The sequence below is a fragment of the Methanoregula sp. UBA64 genome (assembly GCF_002502735.1).
In the GTDB taxonomy this organism is placed as follows: domain Archaea; phylum Halobacteriota; class Methanomicrobia; order Methanomicrobiales; family Methanospirillaceae; genus Methanoregula.
In genome coordinates, this window is sequence record NZ_DAQC01000001.1 from 1,156,659 (window position 1) to 1,176,243 (window position 19,585).

At 56.6% G+C, this 19,585-nt stretch carries 24 protein-coding genes and 1 tRNA gene; 12 read left to right on the plus strand and 13 right to left on the minus strand.

The annotated features are described in order from the left end of the window. Positions 1-20: 20 nt before the first annotated feature. The 4 genes from BP758_RS05790 to BP758_RS05805 all read left to right on the plus strand — a co-directional run bounded on the left by BP758_RS05790 (position 21) and on the right by BP758_RS05805 (position 2,290). A tRNA-Gly gene (locus BP758_RS05790) sits at positions 21-91 on the plus strand. 8 nt (positions 92-99) lie between these two features. Then, entirely contained in the window at positions 100-780 is a 681-nt protein-coding gene (locus tag BP758_RS05795) for a DUF5612 domain-containing protein (protein ID WP_292369601.1), read from the plus strand. Beyond that, entirely contained in the window at positions 780-1,355 is a 576-nt protein-coding gene (locus tag BP758_RS05800) for an L-threonylcarbamoyladenylate synthase (protein WP_292369602.1), read from the plus strand. The genes BP758_RS05795 and BP758_RS05800 overlap by 1 nt, the downstream gene beginning before the upstream one ends. Before the next feature lie 11 nt (positions 1,356-1,366). After that, positions 1,367-2,290, plus strand: a complete 924-nt coding sequence (locus BP758_RS05805; protein WP_292369605.1) for a nucleotidyltransferase domain-containing protein — start codon at positions 1,367-1,369, stop codon at positions 2,288-2,290. Here BP758_RS05805 and BP758_RS05810 read toward each other — a convergent pair. Genes BP758_RS05810 through BP758_RS05820 form a run of 3 tightly spaced genes read right to left on the minus strand, consistent with a single transcriptional unit; the run spans position 2,262 to position 3,960 of the window. Then, on the minus strand, positions 2,262-2,852 hold the full coding sequence (locus tag BP758_RS05810) for a DUF7504 family protein (protein ID WP_292369607.1): 591 nt from the start codon (positions 2,850-2,852) through the stop codon (positions 2,262-2,264). The genes BP758_RS05805 and BP758_RS05810 overlap by 29 nt on opposite strands. A gap of 4 nt (positions 2,853-2,856) precedes the next feature. Further along, complete coding sequence (locus BP758_RS05815) at positions 2,857-3,510, minus strand: PAS domain S-box protein (RefSeq protein WP_292369608.1); 654 nt, start codon at positions 3,508-3,510, stop codon at positions 2,857-2,859. 39 nt (positions 3,511-3,549) lie between these two features. Continuing rightward, positions 3,550-3,960, minus strand: a complete 411-nt coding sequence (locus tag BP758_RS05820) for a hypothetical protein (protein WP_292369610.1) — start codon at positions 3,958-3,960, stop codon at positions 3,550-3,552. A gap of 241 nt (positions 3,961-4,201) precedes the next feature. Between BP758_RS05820 and BP758_RS05825 the strand changes: the two genes are divergently transcribed. From BP758_RS05825 to BP758_RS05835, 3 genes are all read left to right on the plus strand, one after another. Further along, complete coding sequence (locus BP758_RS05825; protein WP_292369612.1) at positions 4,202-5,791, plus strand: PKD domain-containing protein; 1,590 nt, start codon at positions 4,202-4,204, stop codon at positions 5,789-5,791. 78 nt (positions 5,792-5,869) lie between these two features. After that, positions 5,870-7,384, plus strand: coding sequence for a hypothetical protein (locus BP758_RS05830; protein WP_292369613.1), 1,515 nt, complete (start codon positions 5,870-5,872; stop codon positions 7,382-7,384). Continuing rightward, positions 7,381-7,770 (plus strand): type IV pilin, encoded by a 390-nt coding sequence (locus tag BP758_RS05835; protein ID WP_292369615.1) that lies wholly within the window; start codon positions 7,381-7,383, stop codon positions 7,768-7,770. Before BP758_RS05830 ends, BP758_RS05835 begins: the two co-directional genes overlap by 4 nt. A 111-nt stretch (positions 7,771-7,881) precedes the next feature. Here BP758_RS05835 and BP758_RS05840 read toward each other — a convergent pair whose 3' ends face one another. Continuing rightward, positions 7,882-9,408, minus strand: a complete 1,527-nt coding sequence (locus BP758_RS05840; RefSeq protein ID WP_292369616.1) for a small ribosomal subunit Rsm22 family protein — start codon at positions 9,406-9,408, stop codon at positions 7,882-7,884. Positions 9,409-9,480: 72 nt separating this feature from the next. On the opposite strand from BP758_RS05840, the gene BP758_RS05845 reads away from it, so the two are divergent. Beyond that, positions 9,481-9,747 carry a hypothetical protein gene (locus BP758_RS05845; RefSeq protein ID WP_292369618.1) on the plus strand — a complete coding sequence of 89 codons (267 nt, stop codon included), beginning with the start codon at positions 9,481-9,483 and terminating at the stop codon, positions 9,745-9,747. A gap of 18 nt (positions 9,748-9,765) precedes the next feature. Here the strand turns inward: BP758_RS05845 and BP758_RS05850 are convergent, their stop codons facing one another. Genes BP758_RS05850 through nifS form a run of 5 tightly spaced genes read right to left on the minus strand, consistent with a single transcriptional unit; the run spans position 9,766 to position 12,920 of the window. Beyond that, positions 9,766-10,182: a molybdenum cofactor biosynthesis protein MoaE gene (locus tag BP758_RS05850; RefSeq protein ID WP_292369619.1), complete on the minus strand. Its 417-nt coding sequence runs from the start codon at positions 10,180-10,182 to the stop codon at positions 9,766-9,768. Between the two features lie 11 nt (positions 10,183-10,193). Next, complete coding sequence (locus tag BP758_RS05855) at positions 10,194-10,472, minus strand: MoaD/ThiS family protein (protein ID WP_292369621.1); 279 nt, start codon at positions 10,470-10,472, stop codon at positions 10,194-10,196. Further along, positions 10,472-11,251 (minus strand): HesA/MoeB/ThiF family protein, encoded by a 780-nt coding sequence (locus tag BP758_RS05860; RefSeq protein ID WP_292369623.1) that lies wholly within the window; start codon positions 11,249-11,251, stop codon positions 10,472-10,474. Before BP758_RS05860 ends, BP758_RS05855 begins: the two co-directional genes overlap by 1 nt. A 44-nt stretch (positions 11,252-11,295) precedes the next feature. Next, positions 11,296-11,730, minus strand: a complete 435-nt coding sequence (gene nifU, locus BP758_RS05865) for a Fe-S cluster assembly scaffold protein NifU (RefSeq protein ID WP_292369625.1) — start codon at positions 11,728-11,730, stop codon at positions 11,296-11,298. Beyond that, positions 11,730-12,920: a cysteine desulfurase NifS gene (gene nifS / locus BP758_RS05870; RefSeq protein ID WP_292369627.1), complete on the minus strand. Its 1,191-nt coding sequence runs from the start codon at positions 12,918-12,920 to the stop codon at positions 11,730-11,732. The genes nifU and nifS overlap by 1 nt, the downstream gene beginning before the upstream one ends. Positions 12,921-13,172: 252 nt before the next feature. Between nifS and BP758_RS05875 the strand changes: the two genes are divergently transcribed. The 3 genes from BP758_RS05875 to fdhD are packed head-to-tail and all read left to right on the plus strand — an operon-like array spanning position 13,173 to position 15,185. After that, positions 13,173-13,514: a transcriptional regulator gene (locus BP758_RS05875; RefSeq protein ID WP_292369629.1), complete on the plus strand. Its 342-nt coding sequence runs from the start codon at positions 13,173-13,175 to the stop codon at positions 13,512-13,514. 46 nt (positions 13,515-13,560) lie between these two features. Beyond that, positions 13,561-14,409 carry an ATP-dependent sacrificial sulfur transferase LarE gene (larE, locus tag BP758_RS05880; RefSeq protein WP_292369631.1) on the plus strand — a complete coding sequence of 283 codons (849 nt, stop codon included), beginning with the start codon at positions 13,561-13,563 and terminating at the stop codon, positions 14,407-14,409. Further along, on the plus strand, positions 14,406-15,185 hold the full coding sequence (fdhD, locus tag BP758_RS05885; protein ID WP_292369634.1) for a formate dehydrogenase accessory sulfurtransferase FdhD: 780 nt from the start codon (positions 14,406-14,408) through the stop codon (positions 15,183-15,185). Before larE ends, fdhD begins: the two co-directional genes overlap by 4 nt. On the opposite strand, the gene BP758_RS05890 is transcribed toward fdhD, so the two are convergent. Together BP758_RS05890 and BP758_RS05895 are read right to left on the minus strand one after the other, a co-directional pair. Continuing rightward, positions 15,171-16,079: a TIGR00269 family protein gene (locus BP758_RS05890; RefSeq protein ID WP_292369635.1), complete on the minus strand. Its 909-nt coding sequence runs from the start codon at positions 16,077-16,079 to the stop codon at positions 15,171-15,173. The two genes, fdhD and BP758_RS05890, sit on opposite strands and share 15 nt — an antisense overlap. A gap of 31 nt (positions 16,080-16,110) precedes the next feature. Then, positions 16,111-16,305 (minus strand): MoaD/ThiS family protein, encoded by a 195-nt coding sequence (locus tag BP758_RS05895; RefSeq protein ID WP_292369637.1) that lies wholly within the window; start codon positions 16,303-16,305, stop codon positions 16,111-16,113. An 80-nt stretch (positions 16,306-16,385) separates the two neighbouring features. Here BP758_RS05895 and nadA point away from each other — a divergent pair, with 80 nt between their 5' ends. After that, positions 16,386-17,342: a quinolinate synthase NadA gene (gene nadA, locus BP758_RS05900; RefSeq protein ID WP_292369639.1), complete on the plus strand. Its 957-nt coding sequence runs from the start codon at positions 16,386-16,388 to the stop codon at positions 17,340-17,342. A gap of 23 nt (positions 17,343-17,365) precedes the next feature. Here the strand turns inward: nadA and BP758_RS05905 are convergent, their stop codons facing one another. Together BP758_RS05905 and thiI are read right to left on the minus strand one after the other, a co-directional pair. After that, positions 17,366-17,869 carry a hypothetical protein gene (locus BP758_RS05905; protein ID WP_292369641.1) on the minus strand — a complete coding sequence of 168 codons (504 nt, stop codon included), beginning with the start codon at positions 17,867-17,869 and terminating at the stop codon, positions 17,366-17,368. Positions 17,870-18,450: 581 nt separating this feature from the next. Beyond that, positions 18,451-19,563, minus strand: a complete 1,113-nt coding sequence (thiI, locus tag BP758_RS05910) for a tRNA uracil 4-sulfurtransferase ThiI (RefSeq protein ID WP_292369643.1) — start codon at positions 19,561-19,563, stop codon at positions 18,451-18,453. Between the last annotated feature and the right edge of the window lie 22 nt (positions 19,564-19,585).

Here is a 19,585-nt window from a genome sequence, read left to right on the forward strand (position 1 = left end):
ATAGAGCAGAAAAGATTCTCGCGATAGTAGTCTAGCGGCAGGACAGGAGCTTCCCAAGCTTCTAACCCGGGTTCGATCCCCGGCTATCGCATCAGTTGTATGGACACGGAAACTGAACGCTGTGCGCTGCGGATCATTGCGGAGAACACGAGGGGCGTACTGCGGGATATAGCATCCGTGCTCGCAGATCATGGGGCAAACATCCTCATGGTCAACCAAGAGATCTTTGAGACCGGGCAGTATGCCGGGATGGGGGAAGTCTATCTCGAATACGAAGCAGGCCCCGCCGACCGCGAACAGCTCATCCGCGATCTCGACGCCCTGCCTCTCGTTAAAGAGGTAAAATCCTTCCAGCCTTTCGACAATATCTTCGGATCGCGGGTCATTATCATCGGCGGCGGGGCACAGGTGGCGCAGGTGGCGCTCGGGGCAGTGAACGAAGCCGACCGGCATAATATCCGGGGCGAACGGATCTCGGTAGATACCATCCCCCTTGTCGGGGAACGGACCCTTGCGCAGGCAGTTGACGCAGTTTCGCGCCTCCAGCGGGTGTCCATTCTCGTCCTTGCCGGATCGATCATGGGCGGCGATATCACAAAGGCGGTGGACCGGGTGCGGGAGGCGGGAATCCCGGTCATCGCGCTCAACATGGCAGGAACCGTCCCGGAGCATGCAGATCTTGTTGTCACTGACCCGATCCAGGCCGGTGTTTTTGCGGTCATGCACGTGAGCAGCAAGGCAGTATTCGATATCTCCCGGGTCCGGGGAAGGAAATTTTAATGGATATCATCGAGCGGGCCGTCACGGTCCTTTCCCACGATGGCCTTGTTATCTACCCCACCGATACGCTGTACGGCCTTGGCGCCGATGCGTTCTCCATCGAAGCCATCGAGAAGGTCTACGATGCAAAAAAGCGGAATCTTGCAAAACCGATCTCGATCGCCGTTTCCGATATCGAGATGCTTGCCGCAGTCTCCCGCATCGACACATCCATGCAGGAGTTCATCGAACGGTTCCTGCCCGGGCCGGTTACCGTAGTCGTCCCGGCAAAAAAGATTATTCCTGATATTCTCACCGGGGGGACCCGGACGATCGGCATCCGTATCCCGGCTCACGGGATTGCCCGGCAGGTCATAGAAAAATTTGATGCCCCGATAACGGCTACGAGCGCAAACCTGTCCGGGGGAAAAGACCCGCAGACCCCGGATGAGTGTACGGTGCCCCACGATCTTCTCATCGATGGGGGAAGGCTTCCGGGCACGCCAAGCACGGTCGTCGATCTCGTGACACGGACAATCGTCCGCCGCGGGGCAAAGGCAGAAGAGATCGAAGTGTTTTTGAAACATACGGTCTGATGGAGAAAATCATGCTGCCGGTCCGTCTCCGTGATTTTATCGAAGATCCTGACGGCTGGCTCTACGCGGTCTCGACATACGACAACACCGAAAAAATCGGGTGCGTGCTTCGGTATGTGCCGGAAGAGAACGGCGAGCGGGTCAGCCCGGCAGGCCGGCGGTACCGGAAATACGATTTCGAAGAGGCCTATGCAAAAATTGCCAGGGAAAAACCGGCCTATGCCGGCCTTGTCCAGCGGATCCCCCGAGGCGATGTGCGCCGGGTGCTCAAACCAGACGAGGAGATCGAGCGAATCGCTGTGGCATCTCCCCGGGTAAAAAAACTGCTCGATCTTTTATCCCTGCCCCGGGGAACGGTCGGTTGTACCGGCTCCCTCCTCTGCGGACTTGCCAACGAAAGTTCGGATATCGATATGGTAGTCTACGGAAGGCACTGGTTTGGCGCGCAGGACCTTGTGAAAAAAGGGATCCAATCCGGAAAGATTGAGGGGATGTCCCCAGCACTCTGGCGCAAAGTCTACGACAAGAGAAAACCCGAGATCTCCTACGATGCCTTCGTGATTCACGAGCAGCGGAAATGGAACCGTGGCCAGATCGATGGGACCTACTTCGATATCCTGTATACCCGGTCGTACGACACCCTTGCCGGTGCACCTTCGGGGAAAGGTGAGGTGCTCGGGAGAACAACGATCGAAGCAACGGTCACTGATGCCTCGCTTGCGTTCGATAACCCGGCGGTCTATCTGGTAGACCACGATGAAATCACGAAAGTGCTCTCGTTCACCCATACCTACAGCGGGCAGGCACTTCGCGGTGAGATTATAGAGGCCTGCGGGGTCGTGGAACAGCACGGCCCGGAGCGCTGGCTGATTGTCGGGACAACCCGCGAGGCGCGGGGCGAGTATATTATTTCCAAGACCCTGATAGAACAGTAAATTCTTTTTTCAGGTCATCATATTGCACGATCCTGTCCACGAATGCCGACATCTGGGAGAAGATCAGAGGGTCAATACCATTTTCAACGCACAAAAAGATGCCCGAAACATCCGAGAGTTTGAGTTTGTTGACCACGAAATGAAGAAATTTGGACGCAGTTGCCGTGGGAATATGGATCAGGAGCATGCTGACGGAATCGAAGATGATGCATTTTTTTTGCGCCGGGATCTCCTTGAGCAGCTCTGTGATAGCGATCCCCAGGCCGGTCAGATCTGACGGTTGGTTGACATACCGTATATGGGGATCCGAAATCGCGGTACCACCTGAGTAATGGGTGACCGCATCGACAACGTAATACTGATCCCGGGAGATACCCTCCTTTGCGTAGGATTTAGTGAGGACTTGGCCGGGCCGGTTGATGGAAACGATTAGGGGGGTACAACCTTCAGACAGGCTTTTTTTGACGACCATTATGTTCATGGAGTTAATATCCTGTGGGTTTGAGAGCAGGAGATAAAGCCGCGTATCGGTCGTGAGATCCAGTCCGCCGTTGTTCGTCATTGTTTTACTTCCCTACAATGAACTCGCGGAACCCATCGGGAATCTCTTTTTGCCCCTCGGCGGCCTGCCGGGCAAGATCCTTTAATGTCGCAGACATGGTATTGAGGTTTGCAACCTGCACCTGGATCTGCATCCGGATCTCTTCAGCATTGTAGTCCCCGGATCCAATCTCCGGCTCAATCGAGAGCAGATTCTGGCAGGTCAGTTCGAGAGGTTTCTGGACGCGGAGGACGGATTCATTGAGATACGCGAGCAGGGCAACCATCCGCTCCTCGGCCTTTTTCTGGTCCCTGATATCGACAAAACTCTCGATAAGGTAGGTTCGGGTCTTTACGGTCGCCAGCGCCACGGTCTTAAGGACAGGGATTCTTTCGCCGCTGGCTGAAACCAGGACACGTTCTGTGCTATGGAAGAGGTTGTGCTGATCGGTGATCGGGCATTCCCCGCAATGGGCCAGGCAGACAAAATCATGACAGGTCTTCCCGATAATCTGGTCTTTAGATAAACCTATGAGGTGTTCTGCATCATCATTTATATCCACAATTGCATGGGTCTCGGCATCGATAATCATAATGCCGGTCTGAATCCGGTCAAAGATCTCCCGGAATATATCGTTGCGCGAGATTCCTTCTTCCCAGGTCGGACTCTTGTCTGCCATTGCACTAGCCTGATCTTACATCAAACGGCGGCAGAGTATTTACATCTTGTCGTTTTCTTCGTCGGGATCAGGGATACGGCGGTCGGTATTTTCCCCTGCGGGATCCTTTTCTTCGGACATGCGTGCGGTCCGCTCTGCAACAGGCTGCCTCCAGCATTCAACGGTTTCCTCATACCATTCCGGAAGGGACTCTTCTGCACGGACAAAGTGCAGTTTTTGCAAAATATGCTGCATGATGGGCCGAGGCATCACAACCCTGACATCATACCCTTGTGCAATCCAGCGCCGGATCAGGGTCTGGGTATTTCCCTCGTTTTTATACCGGGAGATGATGAAATGGAGGTAGATCCGGTGATTTCCTTTAATTTCGAGCCAGCCGGAATAGAGCGATTCCACAAAACCAAGGGCATCGCCATCCGGAGTACCGGATTCGATACGATATGCAGTCATCCCTGTCACATCCGTACTTCTTTAGTACGGTTGCCGGACGCTCCCTAAAAAGTGAGGGTCCGGGCAGGGTGAAAGTGTTTTCTCCCCATGCACGGAAAATACGATACAATGCTTTTTCTGTTCCCCCTTCACAGATAGATGATAATAGACAACCGGGGTACGGGCATACGATAGAACCCGCTCCCCTGAGGGATACCAAAGGCAGCAGGCAGTTGGTGAAGTCATGAGCGGGGATCAGTCCGTGTACAGAAAAGATAGGGCCGTATCGGAAGTGATCGGTTCCATCCTCTTAATCAGTGTCGTCGTGATAGGTGTCGCGGTAGTCGGTGTCCTGCTGATGTCCCACCCGACCCCCCATAACCTCCCCGCGCTCAGTGCAGTCATCGCGGAGGATACTGCACAGAAAACCATCTCTATCTATCACGATGGCGGGGATTCGGTTTCCCATGAAGATATCCAGATACTTGTAGACGGCGTGCCCCAGGCGTTTTCCAGCAGCGGATCCACGGGGTGGTCCACATGGTCCATGGGGCAATCTCTGACATATACCTATACAGGTGCATCACCGGGTCTTGTCCAGATCGTATATACCGGGGGCAGTGGATCTTCGGTACTCGTATCATCCGACTTTGGACCGCTGTCAACGACTGCAACTACTGCCGTTACAACAGCCACAACCACCACACCGGTGACAACAACGACGACACCTCCAATTATACCGGTTGCCGCAAATTTCACCGTTTCACCTGCGAGCGGATATCTGCCTCTGTCCGTGCAGTTCACCGATCAGTCAACAGGTCCGGTTACCAGCTGGTCGTGGAGTTTCGGAGACGGCAACACCTCCACTCTCCAGAACCCGCAGTATACCTATCCGGGTGCAGGGAACTATACCGTCTCTCTTACCGTAACAAATGTTACCACGGGTGCATCCAGCACCGTATCAAAGACGAACGTCGTCCAGGTACTGTCCTTTGCCCAATACATCACCAATGAGAGTGTCTTTGTCTATGGCAGCAAGTTGTATTTCCAGGGGAATCAGGTCATTGGCCCCGGGGCAACGGTTGTCCTTACCGGAACTTCCATTACCACCGGGGACTTTAACGGCGGTGCCTTAGTGGCGGTCAGTAATATCTATGTCGACGGGGATGCTAACCTGGATGGCGGGAGTGCAAGCTGGGGTTCTTCAACCAGTCCCGGCGTCATCTGTGTCAATGGTGATCTGGAATTAATGACAGGGGGACGGGACATCTACGGTAATGTATATGTGAACGGTAATTTCAATGCAAAAGATACCAAAATTCATGGAAATGTGTATGTTAACGGCGATGTTACGCTGGGGTGGACACCCACGCTCGACACCAATTCGTATATCTATTATACCGGAACCCTGACGGTTCCCTCAAACTACTACACGTCCATTACGTCCAAATGTATCAAAAACTCCACTGTGCCGGGATTCACTATGCCATCCCTCCCGATGCCCTCGGTTAAATCAGATACCTGGTATACAGCCCATGGATATACCTCCGGGGGAACTCTGGCAAGCAATGCAAAAATAGTTGCAGACAGTTATTCCTCCACGGGATGGGTACCCACTGCAACCAGTGTGACCATTGTTGCACGCAATGGGGATATCACGCTGACCGGCCTGGGAGGGAGCGGGGTTACCGGCGTATTATTTGCTCCAAAAGGGAAAGTGCAGTTTGAGGGTGCGTACTTCCAGGGTGTTGTCATCGCCCGCGACGGGTTCTATGTTACCAGCGGAGGCACTACGGTGACGTTCAAGAACCTCAAGGATTATTACGCCAGTTCGGACGACTACCCGTTCTGATGGACGGGCTGTAGTATTTTTGACCGGATAATCCAGACCCTAATAACTTTATAAACCAAGTCATAAACGGATATTCTGATGATAAAAAGAGGACCTGCGATAACCTGCCATGAACGAGCACTTTCCGAAGTGATCGGATTTGTGCTGATCCTCGGGATCATTACCGCAGCTTTCTCCCTGTACCTCGTGTACGGCGTGCCGGCACAGGGCCGGGAGAGCGAGATCCTCCATATGAATGATATAAAAGACCAGTTTGTCTCTTACAAACTCAGCCTGGATTCGCTTTTTAACAACAACAAAGTAGGGACATCGGTGAGTAACGCGTTCACGCTGGGTACCAGCGGGGGATTCACCCAGGGGTCAAATAGTATCATCCCTATATTAAGCCCGGTCAGTTCGAGCGGGGTTATTGCAATCAATCAGCGAACGCCCACGCCAGAGACACTGGAGATCTCTTCGTATTCCCTGATTGTCGATCCGAATGTTCATAATACCTCACAATTAGCTCTCAGTACGCCTACTACAATCACTGCCGTACCCCAACACATCTATATCAACATCTCGAATGTTCAGCAGTCTGTTCTCAATCCCTCTACCTACTATGGCTTACAGGTTGATGGAACGGGTTGGACGGCGACGGTAAACCTCAGTCCCCGAATGGTGCCTTCCCAGGTATATAGTGTAACAACACAAAGCTCTGCCTGTCCACCGGGAACACAAACCAGTACATCCACATCAGGGACCGCGATTACGTACTATTGCCTTAATTCGGTCACCGGGACACTGTACAATGGGTCCGATATATCCATATCCGTGTTCAAAAACGGCAAGTCCACCCTCCAGAGCATTCCCGTGTATAGAGCGATCACTCCGGGAAGTTACTCTGTGGATATCATGGATCCTGCGTATGGAATTCAGCCAATAATACAGGTTCCAGACACACTCACCTTAAAAAACACACTTCCCAACAGCACTGCCGCGATCCTGGGGTCAAGCCTGATTGTAAATGGTTTCACTCAGAAAAACTACAACATGTCCTCACTTCCTCTGGGCTCTCTGGAATACCGGGCGAAAAACAATTACTGGATTCCCCAGAATTATTACTACCAGATGGGCGGGATCTTCCTTGAACAAAGTGATGGGAATATCACATGGAAACTTCCCCCGGAGATCTCGTTCTCGAACGATCCCACCCATAATCTTGTCATCGTAAATATCAACGCGCTCGCTCTCGACAACAGTTCATCAGGAATAGTGGGCGGCAATAGTCCCGTCCAGGTTAAGACAACGCTAAATTCCATTACGCCGCTCCCCTTTGCATTGGTTGCGCAGGGTACCGGCAACACGAAATGGATTCGGATTGATGTCACTACCACGGACGTTAAGGCGCAAGAGATGTGGCAGACGTATTTTAATTATACCGCAATGGCCGCAGGAATTCCCAACACGCAGGTAGGGACCTCATCTACAGGAAGTTTTATTATCATAAATGGCCCTGATGCAAATCCTGACGGGGCCTATGATATCAACGTCATCGCATCGACTGCCACGTACATGCCTTCCATCCACGGTGTCGGGGGATCTCTTCAGTGACGGAGCAGGCACGTGAAAGCGGCGTATCCGGCACACTTGGTTCTGTGTTCCTGATAATCGTGGTTGTTGCCGGCATGGGGGTTCTGATGGTCGCGGTCATCTCCCAGCCGCACCCCCAGAACGTCCCGGCCATGACCGCCGAAGTAATTAAAACCGCAAATTCCCTCTCGCTCCGCCATGACGGGGGAAACACGCTGACCCGGGGGGACTTTAAAATCCTTGTCGACGGACAGGACAAAACGGCGGCATTCGGAGATCCGGCAACCTGGTCAATCGGGCAGACACTCCAGTATACCGGGTACAACTCCACGAATCCCGCGAAAACCATCCAGATTGTGTATACCGGGGGCGGTTCGGCACAGGTAATCGAACAGCTCATGGTATAGACCCCTCACCCGACCGCAGTGACCACTACCCCAGCGATGCAGGGTAGTTAAAATTCCCGGGGAATATTTTCCGGTCCCGTGTCTCGCAAAAACAGGACGTTTTTTATCTTCTCACACCGGCACCGTGATCGTGGAATCCCGGGTTACGAAAATGTTGTATGCCTCGTGGTCGGGATTGTACCTCACCTGGACATTGCCAAATACCAGCAGATCCCCGTACCCTGCCGATAAAACGGTCTCGTTTTCGGGCCCGGCATGGAACCGGGGGAGCACCGCAAAGACCGGCTTCTCCGCAGACCCGTCGCAGATCCTGAATACGTGCGTCTTTGCATCCCCCAGGTCCCCGGACATTTTCGCGGCGATCACCGTGATCTTCTTACCGGTATTCAGGTGAACTTTCGAGAGCCGGATCGCTCTGGTATCCCGGGAGACATGGCACGCCTGCCGGGTCTTCCCGTCCTTACGCAGCATAACATAACTGTACTTGATATCCGTGTTCACGTACCGGAACGGTTCATCACACGCTACAAGCGCCTGCATGATCCGTGTCGGCTGTATCGGCGGGGCTGTAGTAAAGCTCCAGCACCGATCCGGCGTGCAGTTGGTGCCCCAGACAAAGCTGCAGGGCGCATAGATCGTAAGCCCTTTCTTTTTGAGCGCAAGGGAAAGAACCCGCAGGCCGGTCGAGGTGACCTCTTCGGCAGGTTCCACAATGAGGATCGTGCCGTCCGGGGCGAGGTGCCGGGCATATCCCATGACAACTTCGGCCCGTTTCTCAACCGAAAGTCCGGCAAGCTCGTTGAGCACATTGGAAAAGACGATGAGATCGGCCTTTGGGGGGAGCGAGGGATTGTCGGTATCGGCAATGTCTGCCCCGATGGGCGGGTGCAGGATCACGCGGGAACCCGCGACCGCAAAATGCTGTGCAAGGAACCCGAATGCTTCGATATGCTCCTTTGAGCGTTCGACCGACCAGACCTCTGCTTTCGCAGAATCGAGGTGCTGCCAGAAGTCCGCGATAGCAAGGGGGACGACACCCGGCCCGGATCCAAGGTCGAGAGCAGTCATCTCCTCTTTCAGGAGACCGTCGCGGGCAAGCTGTGCGAGCAGGTGCCGGGTCTGCATGAAGTAGACCGGGAAATGGTAGGCAAGGTAGCCAAGCACGGAGTACCCTTTCGTGTACTGGAGCGAACGCCGTTCGGTCGGTTTCCAGTAATCGTCTTTTTGTGCGACAATGGCATGCCGCAGGCGTTCGAGGACAACCGGGTCGTTTATGTCCTTCCCGGTCTTTTTTGCGATGTACCCGGCAACTGCCGCATCAAGGGCCGGCGGAAAACTGCGACATGCGAGGTAGTCGCGGACCCGGTCTTCTTCGGCTGCAGTCAGGACACAGGGGAGGGCCGGCACAATGCGCCGGACTTCGTAGTCACCGCCGGTCTTTGTTATCCCAAGACCGAGCGCGTCGAGCTGGGGAAGGAGTGCTGCATAGATCTGATCGACCGTGGCAGGTTCGTCCAGGTAGGTGGCAATCTCGGAGAGCAGGAACGCCGGTCGTGCGGATGCAACGTATTTTACCGTGGAGACCAGCTGCTTTTTGTCCATATCGTGCCGGAATCTTTGTACCGGGCGTTCATACATCTTTTGATGAGCCGGGTACTTTTATGGTCCGTAAAAAAACCGTCCTCTTCATGAACCGGGAGGACAACATACGTGGTACCTGAGGATATTATGTTCGATCACTGCCCCGGGGCGGCCAATATTCAGACGCCGACGCTCACCATAAAAAAGTGCCCGCAGTGCGGGGAGGAGGTCGAGGTGTTCTCAAACGATATCTCGGTCAAATGCAGCAGGTGCGGGTTTGTGATCTACAATGACATAGCCTCGTGCGTGCAGTGGTGCAAACATGCCCGCGAATGCGTTGGCGATGAGATATACCGCAAACTTACGGAAAAAAGCAGAACCGACGGGAAAACCTGAAAATTCACGGGGCCGAAATTATTTCCCGCAGCCGTGCCGGTGTTCCCCGGGCACCCAGCGTCCGCCGTCTTTCGTGAGTTCCTTTTTCCAGATCGGCACCCCTGCCTTTATGGTCTCGATGATGTACCGCGACCCCTCGTAGGCATCCTCACGGTGCCCTGCACTCACCACGATGACAAGGATGTTTTCGCCGACCGAAAGCCTCCCGATCCGGTGGACGATATCGACCGAGAGGAGATGCCAGGTCTTTGTGGCATGGGCCGCGATCTTCTCCAGTTCGGGGACGGCAACTTCCTCATAGGCTTCCAGTTCCATCTCCATGATATCGTCGTCGCGGACGATCCCGTCAAAGACCACGATCGCACCGGTACCGTGCCGCTTTGCGCCTTCAATCAGGTTCCCGATATCCACATCGGCAGTCTGGATAGCGATCATATAAGTGCCCCTTATCCCCCGGCCACCGGGGGGAAGACGGCAATCTCGTCGCCATCGGCAACCATGACCGTCCCGGCTTCCGCAGTCTCGATGCGCCTGCCGTTCTGCATCAGGATAACGAACTCGCGAAACGCACCCTTCTCATCGAAGATCGCATCGTAGCCCTCGGTATTTTTCGTTGCTATCTCTTTTACCTGGTCGAGGAGGCTCGTTTTTCCGCGTACCTCGACAAGGATATCGGTCCCGAGCAGCTCGCGGAACCGGGCAAAAAACCGGATCTTCGCCGTCATCACTTCTTCCTTCCGTTTAGACTGTGTTCCTTCTTTTCAGGTATCTTTTCCGCTCTGTCGCTCCCGCATGCCGGGCATTTCGGGTTTCCTGTCACCGCAATCTCTTCGGTCCGGGAGCTCATGCCGTCCCAGATCAGGAGACGGTTTGCCAGGAGGTCCCCGGTACCGAGAAGATACCGGATCACCTCGTTTGCCTGGAGGGTACCGATAACGCCCGGGGTTGCGCCGATCACCGGGAATACTTCTTTTGGGGGGGCGCAGGGGAAGATACAGCGCAGGCACGCGGTTTTCCCGGGGATGATTGTTGTTGCCTGCCCGTAAAAGCCCCGTATGGCCCCGTGGAACAGCGGGATCTTCTTTTCCAGCGCAATATCGTTCAAGAGATACCGGGTCGGGTAGTTGTCCATGGCATCGACAATGCCATCGGCGTTGCCGACGAGCCGGGCCGCGTTGGTCTCATCGATCGTGGTGTCGATGACATTCACGCGGATATCGGGGTTGAGCGCAGTCAGTTTCTCTTCAGCGGAGGCCACTTTCTTCTTCCCGATATCGGCCTGGCCGTGCAGGATCTGGCGGTTGAGGTTGCTTAAGTCGACCACATCCTTGTCCACTACAGTGAGGGTCCCTACCCCGGCCACCGCAAGGTAGATCGAGACCGGGGACCCAAGGCCGCCTACCCCGGCAACAAAGATATGGGCTTTTTTGAGGCGCTCCTGCCCTTCGTCCCCAAAGAGCATGGTCTGGCGCCTGTACCGTTCGTGTTCGCGGAGAGAGAGCATCCTTTTCACCTGCCATTACCCGACCGGATACGGGAATACCCCGTTTAGAGCGAACATCCGCCTTCTTCCTCATGCTCGTGGGAGTGAGGGTTGGTTTCCTGCCAGGGTTCAAGGCCGTGTTTTACCCGGTAATCGTTGATGGCCTTGTGGATCCCTTCCTCGGCAAGCACCGAGCAGTGCATCTTTATGGGCGGCAGGCCGTCAAGGGCCTCGGCAACCGCCTTGTTCGAGAGCTGCCAGGCATCTTCGAGCGTCTTTCCCCTGACAAGCTCGGTCGCCATGCTGCTCGATGCTATGGCCGCCCCGCAACCAAAGGTCTTGAACTTCGCGCCGGTGACGATGTTGTTCTCGATCTTCAAAAAGATCTTCATGATATCGCCGCAGACCGGGTTCCCTACTTCCCCGACACCGTCCGGGTTCTCGATCTCGCCGACGTTACGGGGGTTCTTGAAATGGTCCATTACGGTTTCGCTGTACATTATTTTCCTCCCTGTTTTGCAGACTGCTGGTACAGGGGAGACATGTCCCGCAGGCGCGATACAACTTTCGGTAACACTTCGAGCACGACATCGACATCGGCGTCCGTATTAGCATCGCCGAGCGTCAGCCGGAGCGAGCCGTGCGAGATCTCGACGGGAAGACCGGTTGCGAGCAGGACATGGGAGGGTTCGAGCGACCCGGAGGTGCAGGCGCTGCCGGTCGATGCGCAGATACCCTCGTCGTCCAGCCACAGGAGCATGGACTCGCCTTCGATGAACTCGAAGCTGATGTTGATGTTCCCCGTCAGGCGTTCGGCCGGGTGGCCGTTCAACCGGGAATACGGGATCGTTTCGAGGATCCCCTTCATGAGCCGGTCCCGCAGTGCCAGGATCCTTGCGTTATGGCCGGGGATATCGGCGGTGGCAAGTTCGATTGCCTTCCCGCAGCCAACGATCCCGGCAATGTTCTCGGTCCCGGCCCGCTTTTTGCGCTCCTGGCCCCCGCCATGGATCAGGTTCTCGATCCGGACGCCTTTTTTGATATAGAGCGCCCCGACGCCCTTCGGACCGTAGAACTTGTGGGCGGAGAGGGAGAGCAGGTCGATCCCCTCTGCCTTCACATCGATCGGGACGTTCCCGATCGCCTGGACCGCATCGGTGTGGAAGTACACATTGTGCTTCTTTGCCACCGCGGCGAGTTCCCGGATCGGCTCGATGGTGCCGATCTCGTTGTTGGCGTACATGATCGAGACGAGGATCGTCTTGTCGGTGATCGCCTTTTCGAGTTCGGCCGGGTCAACGCGGCCGTACTTGTCCACGGGGAGATAGGTAACCGCAAATCCCTCTTTTTCCAGGAACTGGCAGGTGTGGAGGACCGCATGGTGCTCGATCTTTGTCGTAATGATATGGTTGCCCCGCTTTCGGTTGGCAAATGCCACGCCCTTGATCGCCCAGTTGTCCGACTCGCTTCCTCCCGCGGTAAAATAGATCTCGTCGGGATCGGCACCGAGTGCTTTTGCCACCTGTGACCGGGCGGTATCGATGGCGGTCTTCGATTCGCGTGCAATCCCGTAGATGGACGAGGGGTTGCCAAAGTGCCGGGTGAAATACGGGATCATTGCATCGACAACCTCTCCTTTTGCCGGGGTTGTTGCCGAATGATCCATGTAGATGATGCGCTTGTCTCCCATGCTCTCTTCCCTTGCTGTTTGAATATGTGCGTGGTTCGTCTGATTATTCTTTTGTTGCCCCGGGTGCTGCCGGGCCCCGGGCACTACCCGGGAATGGCAGCCGGTCCGCCCGGGGGGAAATTTCCGTTTATGCGCCCGGTTTTCGTGTCCGGGAACCTGCCGGGCAATGTTTATTATGCAGCGGGATCAAATTCACAATTGTGAATGCAATGAATTATGTAACAATTGTGATAACTTAAAGGTTGTGATATAATGGAAGCCCCCTGCCAGAAGATCGTATGGGATGTCCTGCCGGCGATCCGTGCAGCCATCGCGGTAGAGCTGGTCAGGTGCGGGGTCTCGCAGGTGGAGGCGGCACGGATGCTGGAGATCGCTCCGTCCGCGGTCTCCCAGTACCTCTCCGGAAAACGCGGGTACCGCATAGAATTCGAGAACGAGGTAAAGAGATCCATAGAACAGCTTGCCCGGGATTTACAGGACGGCAAAACCGTGAACCTCGTTCAGCGCACCTGCGACATCTGCCACCAGCTCAGGGAAGGCGAGGAATACCAGTGCGGCGGGAGCAGTTCCGCAAACAACCGCTGCGGCAGCTGATCGCAATACTTTTTTTCATACCCGCAAACTCTTTGGATTTACTCTTATGGACGCTCCCGCTCTTCGCAAACGCACGCTTGAAAAAATTGCAGCCCGCGGATCGATGCTCGTCGCATTCTCCGGCGGCGTTGACAGCAGCCTGCTCGCCGTGCTTGCAAAGGAGGCGCTCGGCGACCGGTCGCACTGTGTCCTTCTCGACAGCCCGGTCGTGCCCCGCGAGGCCATAAAAGAGGCAGAAGCGATTGCCCGGGACTATGGCCTTACCCTCGAGATCCTGCCGGTGGCGGTGATGGAGGACGGGCGCTTTACCAAAAACCCCGCCGAACGCTGCTACTGGTGTAAAAAGAACTCGGCGGCAGCCCTCAGAAAACGGGCAGGGGAACTGGGGCTTGCCTGCATTGCCGACGGGATCAATGTTTCGGATACCGGGGAACACCGGCCCGGACTCGTTGCAAGCACCGAAGAGGGAATCGTCCACCCGTTTTTGGAGGCCGGGGTCACCAAGGAAGGTATCCGAGAGATAGCTAAAGCCGCCGGGTACTCCTTCTGGGACAAGCCCTCGGCGGCGTGCCTCTCCTCCCGTATCCCCTATGGGGAGGAGATCACCACAAAAAAACTGGGCATGATCGAGAAGGCCGAGGAGTACCTGCACAAAAAAGGGCTCCGTCAGGTCAGGGTGCGGGCACATTCCACGATTGCACGCATCGAAGTGCCTAAAGAGGAGATGCACCAAGTACTGGATATGCATGACGAGATCGCCGGCACCCTTCGCGGGTTCGGGTTCTCGTACGTAACACTCGATCTCGGGGGATACCGGAGCGGGAGCATGGACGAGGTGCTCGATCCCTCCGCCAGAAATATTCCAAAAAAACCGGAAACGAGGAGCCCGACATGACCGTGCCGATGTACAAGAATATGCCGTGTATCAGGATCGACGGCGAGTCCATGACTGCGGGAAAACACGAGGTTATCGACGAGGTGCCCGAGGCGCTTTTCGTGAACGGCAGGCACGCGATGACCGCGATGATGAGCCCGGTGGAACTCGAGGACTTCGTGACCGGCTACCTCTATACCGAGCAGATCATCAAGGGCGTGGACGAGATCGAGTCCATCCGGATCGAGAAGAACCGGATCAGCGTGATCACGAAGAACCTTTTCAAGGTTCTCGGCCCCAAAAAGACGATCCTCTCCGGGTGCGGGGGGGCGACATCGTATATCGATACCGAGAAGCTCCCGAAGATCGCCTCCGGTGCGGCCTTTCCTCCCGACCTGATCCGGGCCATGATCAAGACCGTGCTCGAATCCGAACTGCACCAGATGACCGGGGGCATCCATATCGTGGGCCTTGCCTCAGAGGACGGGCTCATTGCAAAATCAGAGGATATCGGCCGGCACAATGCGCTCGACCGGGTGATCGGTTACGGGCTCCGGCACAAGATCGATTTCTCAAAGACGTTCGTGCTCTGCTCCGGGCGGATCTCGTCGGAGATGGTAAGGAAATGCCTGATCGCAAACATCCCGCTCGTGGTCTCCCGCGGGGCAACGACAACGCTCGCGGTCACCCTGGCACAGGCAAACGGGGCCTGCATTGTCGGGTTTGTCCGCAGCGCAAAGATGATGGTGTACACGCATCCCGAACGGGTGCAGGGCGCGCCGTCACTCCAAAAGTGAGTGCCGGAGCCGGCAGACCTGGCAGAGGTCGCCGGAACAGGGATCGCCGCACTCCCGGCAGCGGTGCAGCGGTTCCATGACCGGGGCCCCGGCACAGCAGCGTTCTATGGTCTTTTTTGCGGCCACAAGGTTCTCCATCGTCCCCGGATGACGGTACTCGTAGTCCGAGAGGAGGGTACGGACCCCGGCCCGCAGGGCATATTTCGTGTACGGGCATTCGGGGAGCACGGTAAAGAACCCCTGCACGAAGAGGTATGCGGCAATCTCTTTCTCGGAGATCGTGGCAAGGGGCTTGATTCTCGGGAGGAAATCCGCGGACGTGCCGGTGCCCGTGGTGCGGAGGAGCCGGGGCAGGTCGCCCCGGAACGCGTTCATCAGGACCGACTGGGCTTCGTCGTCGAGGTTATGCCCGGTGGCGATCGCGGTTGCGCCGGCCGTCCGTGCAGCATCGGCAAGCGCTTTTTTCCGGAGGATCCCGCAGATGGTGCAGGCCTGCTCCTCCCGGCCGGCAAGCAGCGTGTCGAGGTCGCTCCCGATGAGATCCTCGAAAGAGACCAGCCGGTGCTCCACGCCGAGCCGGGCGGTCAGGGACGCTGCGGCCTGTATGGTATCGGCACGGTACCCGGCAATCCCCTCGTCAACTGTGATTGCAACAAGGCTTGCGCCCGGCAATAAGGGAAGGAGCCGCGAGAGGATCACAAGAAGCGCGGTGCTGTCCTTCCCGCCGCTTAAGCCCACCGCGATCCGGTCGCCGGGCCGGATCTGCCCGGTCTCTGCTACCGCTGCCCGGACCCGTTCCTCCACGTCCCGGACAAGGTGCGTGCCGCAGAGGTGGCGGCGCGTTACCGGCTGGAAGATCGCCGCCGGTTCCCCGCAGAGATCGCAGCGGGGCATATCGTCCTGTCCGGCACCCGGTCCCGTGCTCTCATCCCCCGTGCGCGATCCGGATGATCCGGACCTCGTCGTCCCTGCCGAGGAGGGCCTGTTCGGGAACGAGCACGCCGTTTTTAGCCACGATAACCTCCAGCGGGTGTATCCCGAGCTCGTTCAGGAGATCGCGGACCGTGACAGGGGCCTGCTCAAGTACACGCACTTCCTGATCCGGCAGAATGACTTTCATTATCGCTTCTGATCTTGGCATGCCGGGGGCATAAACATCCCGGTGCCGGTCCGGCCACGGGCGCGGGTATTTCATACCTTATGACACATAATTACGATACAAATTCTAAAAAGGATCGTGGCACGAACATGCAGGACATCACCCGGATGCAGGACGAGATCCGGCAGCAGAAAGAGCAGAAGAACGCGATCATCCTTGCGCACAACTACCAGCGCCCCGAGGTGCAGGACATTGCGGACGTGATCGGCGATTCGCTCGAGCTCGCCCGGGCTGCGGCAAAGATGGACGGCGAGGTTATCGTATTCTGCGGGGTCGATTTCATGGCCGAGACCGCGGCGATCCTCTCCCCGGAAAAGACCGTGCTCCTTCCTGCACCGGATGCCTGCTGTCCCATGGCGGAGATGGTGAGCGCAGAAGAGCTCCGGTTCGCCCGCAAAAAGCACCCGGAGGCGGCAGTTGTCTGTTACGTGAACACGACCGCGGAGGTCAAGGCGGAGAGCGATATCTGCTGCACCTCGGCAAACGCCATCGACGTGGTCAATTCGGTTGCCGAAGATACCGTGATCTTTGTGCCGGACAAGAACCTCGGGCAGTATGCAGCCCGGTTCACGAAAAAGACCGTCCTTCCCTGGGAGGGCTTCTGCCTTGTCCACGAGCGGTACACGCCTGCCGATGTGGCGGCGGCAAAGCAGGCGCACCCGGGGGCAGAAGTCCTCGTCCACCCGGAGTGCCGGCCGGAAGTGATCGACCTTGCCGATCACGTGGCAAGCACCTCGGGGATCCTAAAGCAGGTCAAATCGTCGCCAAACGAGGAGTTCATTATCGGGACCGAGAACGGCATGCTCCACCGGCTCGGAAAGGAGTGCCCGGGCAAACGCTGTTACCCGCTGTCGGAAAAGGCGATCTGCGTGAATATGAAAAAGACCGATCTCGCCAAAGTCCGCGATGCCCTTACGTCCATGAAGCCCCGGGTCACGGTGCCGGAAGAGGTTGCTGCCCGGGCGCGGACGGCAATCGAACGGATGCTCGCGCTGTGAGCGGGAATATCTCTCCCATTTATTCACTGTAATGCCGGTACGGTCTTTGCCCACTCACCGACCTGTTTTCTCACGTCATCGTCCTTGTACCCGGAGATCGTGACCCGGTCCCGGGCAATGCTCAAAAACCAGAGCGTGCCGTCCGGGTCATGGCACTGGAGGGTTGCGGAGAACAGATCGGCATCGGGGGTGTGTTTTGCCTTCCCGCCGTGGGCCAGTGCATTGGCGGTGTTTGAGACAACGGCGGCGATCCCGTCCTCGTACCCCTCCAGCGTGTGGTAAACGTCGGACTCCGATCCTACCTGGACGCGGTTCTTGTCGAGGTACACGAACTTCGCGGTGTACATCTCACGGATCTTCTCGACGGGCGGGTGGTTTTTGCGCCCGGTCATATACGATGTGCACCCGAACGGGTTTTTCAGGACAATGTCCCGGACGAACGCAGCAAACGCCCCGATATCGGGGAAGGGGGTTTTGGGGTACAGGACGGCACTTTTTGGCCCGGTCTTTTCTCTGAATACAGCCATAGCGATCAGCACGTTTTTTGGCGCTGCGGGGATATTTGCGATCCCCTCTGCCTTGTATGATAACAGATGAACGGGCGTGTTCGATACATAGTTTCCGGTCGTTTTTTTAGAGGCCCCCGGCCCGGCTCACCCCGGAGAACGGCATTTTTTGCCGGGTAAAATGAGGGGGGTCATGCTGAAAATGATGTGACCCCCCCTGTTTTTTAAGGGTTTTCCGGTCCGGTTTTTGGCATGTCAATCCGGTTCTTGGCCGGCCAAGGTTTGCCCCACATGCAAATTTTACGGCAGAAAACCGGGCGAGATCCTGCGGACCCGGGATGCCGGGATCGCGAGATTTTTGTGGCGCGGGCCGGGCTCCTAAAAATGGTATGACCCCCCTCCCCCCTTTTGCAGATTTTGGGGTTTTTCTGATAGGACTTTCCGAAGTAAAAATGGGGAAATCGGGGGCTCAAAAAAGGCTCGTGCGATAAGGGGGGGTCATGCTGATTTTGGTGTGACCCCCCTTACCCGGGTACGCGATGGGATCATTTTCAGGACGCTCTTTTAGGGCCATAAGCCCTCGCGCAGGTATTCCCTTATTTTCACCCCGGCACCGGCATCCCCGTTGCCTCCATCTCCCGCTCTATCTCCAAAATCACCGCAAGCTGCGCCTTTGTCGACGGCCCTTTTGGCACCGCCTTACACCCCGTCGCCCTGCTCGTGGACTCCTCAAAGGTCCCGATCTCCCGTGCAAGGGCGATTACATCGGCCTTGTCAAACCCGATCAGCGGGCGGTACACGGGAATCGTTGCCGCATCGGAGAGGACCACGAGGTTGTCGAGCGTCTGGCTTGCCACCTGCCCGAGCGACTCGCCGCTCACGATCCCCTTTGCCCCGGTCTCCTCGGCAACCTTCTCCGCAATCCGGTACATCCGGCGCTTGCAGAAGATACAGGTGTACTTCTCGTGGTGGCTCCTGACGAGTTCCTTCTTTGCCGCAGCAAGGTAGGAATCGTGGATCACCCGGAGCTGTATATCCGGCTGGTACTGGCGCAGCACCTCCACCACCCGTTCTGCCCGGGCAAGCACGGTCTCGTCAAGGAAGGTGTCGAGCGCAACAAAGACCGGGACGATCTTACAGCCCCGCTTCATCATCATATAGGCCGCTACGGGCGAATCGATCCCGCCCGAGACAAGCGCGACAAGGGTTCCCTCGACCCCGAGCGGCAGGCCGCCGGCGCCTTTTGTCACGATATCGTACAAGTAGCACTCGTCCTGCCGGATCTCGACATGGATCTCCACGTCGGGCGTGGCAAGGTTCACTTTCAGGTGCGGGAATGCCGCCCTCACCACGTCGCCAAGCTCGATAGCCTTGTCGTTCGAGGAGAAGTCGTGTTTTCCCACCCGCTTTATCTTCAGGGCAAAGGTCTTTGCCAGAGGAAGGCCGTGGGATCTGCCGTATTCGATCACGGCGGATTCAAGCGGGCAATCGCGGGGCACGTGCTCGACCTTCGAGAACGAGACGATCCCGAAAACGTGCCGGAGCTTCTCCGGATCGACCTCCCCGGTCAGCCAGATCCGGCCGCGTTCGCTTTTGATCTTTAACGAGGGCATCGCCTGCCGGATGTTGTTCATCAGCGTCTGCTCCCAGCGCCGGCGCACCGGGTCTGATTTCAAGAAGATCTCCGCGTACCGGACCAGCCACTGTGTTGTCATGAAAAGGTCATCCCGTTATTGC

What these genes read in the sequence shown, in the direction of transcription:
- BP758_RS05795 (WP_292369601.1), top strand. Translation starts at nt 100, where the DNA reads ATGGACACGGAAACTGAACGCTGTGCGCTGCGGATCATTGCGGAGAAC.
- BP758_RS05875 (WP_292369629.1), top strand. Translation starts at nt 13,173, where the DNA reads ATGGAAGCCCCCTGCCAGAAGATCGTATGGGATGTCCTGCCGGCGATC.
- thiI (WP_292369643.1), bottom strand. Translation starts at nt 19,563, where the DNA reads ATGACAACACAGTGGCTGGTCCGGTACGCGGAGATCTTCTTGAAATCA.
- BP758_RS05890 (WP_292369635.1), bottom strand. Translation starts at nt 16,079, where the DNA reads ATGCCCCGCTGCGATCTCTGCGGGGAACCGGCGGCGATCTTCCAGCCG.
- BP758_RS05830 (WP_292369613.1), top strand. Translation starts at nt 5,870, where the DNA reads ATGATAAAAAGAGGACCTGCGATAACCTGCCATGAACGAGCACTTTCC.
- BP758_RS05800 (WP_292369602.1), top strand. Translation starts at nt 780, where the DNA reads ATGGATATCATCGAGCGGGCCGTCACGGTCCTTTCCCACGATGGCCTT.
- BP758_RS05855 (WP_292369621.1), bottom strand. Translation starts at nt 10,472, where the DNA reads ATGACGGCGAAGATCCGGTTTTTTGCCCGGTTCCGCGAGCTGCTCGGG.
- larE (WP_292369631.1), top strand. Translation starts at nt 13,561, where the DNA reads ATGGACGCTCCCGCTCTTCGCAAACGCACGCTTGAAAAAATTGCAGCC.
- fdhD (WP_292369634.1), top strand. Translation starts at nt 14,406, where the DNA reads ATGACCGTGCCGATGTACAAGAATATGCCGTGTATCAGGATCGACGGC.
- BP758_RS05850 (WP_292369619.1), bottom strand. Translation starts at nt 10,182, where the DNA reads ATGATCGCTATCCAGACTGCCGATGTGGATATCGGGAACCTGATTGAA.
- BP758_RS05810 (WP_292369607.1), bottom strand. Translation starts at nt 2,852, where the DNA reads ATGACGAACAACGGCGGACTGGATCTCACGACCGATACGCGGCTTTAT.
- nifS (WP_292369627.1), bottom strand. Translation starts at nt 12,920, where the DNA reads ATGGGAGACAAGCGCATCATCTACATGGATCATTCGGCAACAACCCCG.
- BP758_RS05805 (WP_292369605.1), top strand. Translation starts at nt 1,367, where the DNA reads ATGCTGCCGGTCCGTCTCCGTGATTTTATCGAAGATCCTGACGGCTGG.
- nifU (WP_292369625.1), bottom strand. Translation starts at nt 11,730, where the DNA reads ATGTACAGCGAAACCGTAATGGACCATTTCAAGAACCCCCGTAACGTC.
- BP758_RS05840 (WP_292369616.1), bottom strand. Translation starts at nt 9,408, where the DNA reads ATGTATGAACGCCCGGTACAAAGATTCCGGCACGATATGGACAAAAAG.
- BP758_RS05820 (WP_292369610.1), bottom strand. Translation starts at nt 3,960, where the DNA reads ATGACTGCATATCGTATCGAATCCGGTACTCCGGATGGCGATGCCCTT.
- BP758_RS05905 (WP_292369641.1), bottom strand. Translation starts at nt 17,869, where the DNA reads ATGGCTGTATTCAGAGAAAAGACCGGGCCAAAAAGTGCCGTCCTGTAC.
- BP758_RS05860 (WP_292369623.1), bottom strand. Translation starts at nt 11,251, where the DNA reads ATGCTCTCTCTCCGCGAACACGAACGGTACAGGCGCCAGACCATGCTC.
- nadA (WP_292369639.1), top strand. Translation starts at nt 16,386, where the DNA reads ATGACACATAATTACGATACAAATTCTAAAAAGGATCGTGGCACGAAC.
- BP758_RS05815 (WP_292369608.1), bottom strand. Translation starts at nt 3,510, where the DNA reads ATGGCAGACAAGAGTCCGACCTGGGAAGAAGGAATCTCGCGCAACGAT.
- BP758_RS05895 (WP_292369637.1), bottom strand. Translation starts at nt 16,305, where the DNA reads ATGAAAGTCATTCTGCCGGATCAGGAAGTGCGTGTACTTGAGCAGGCC.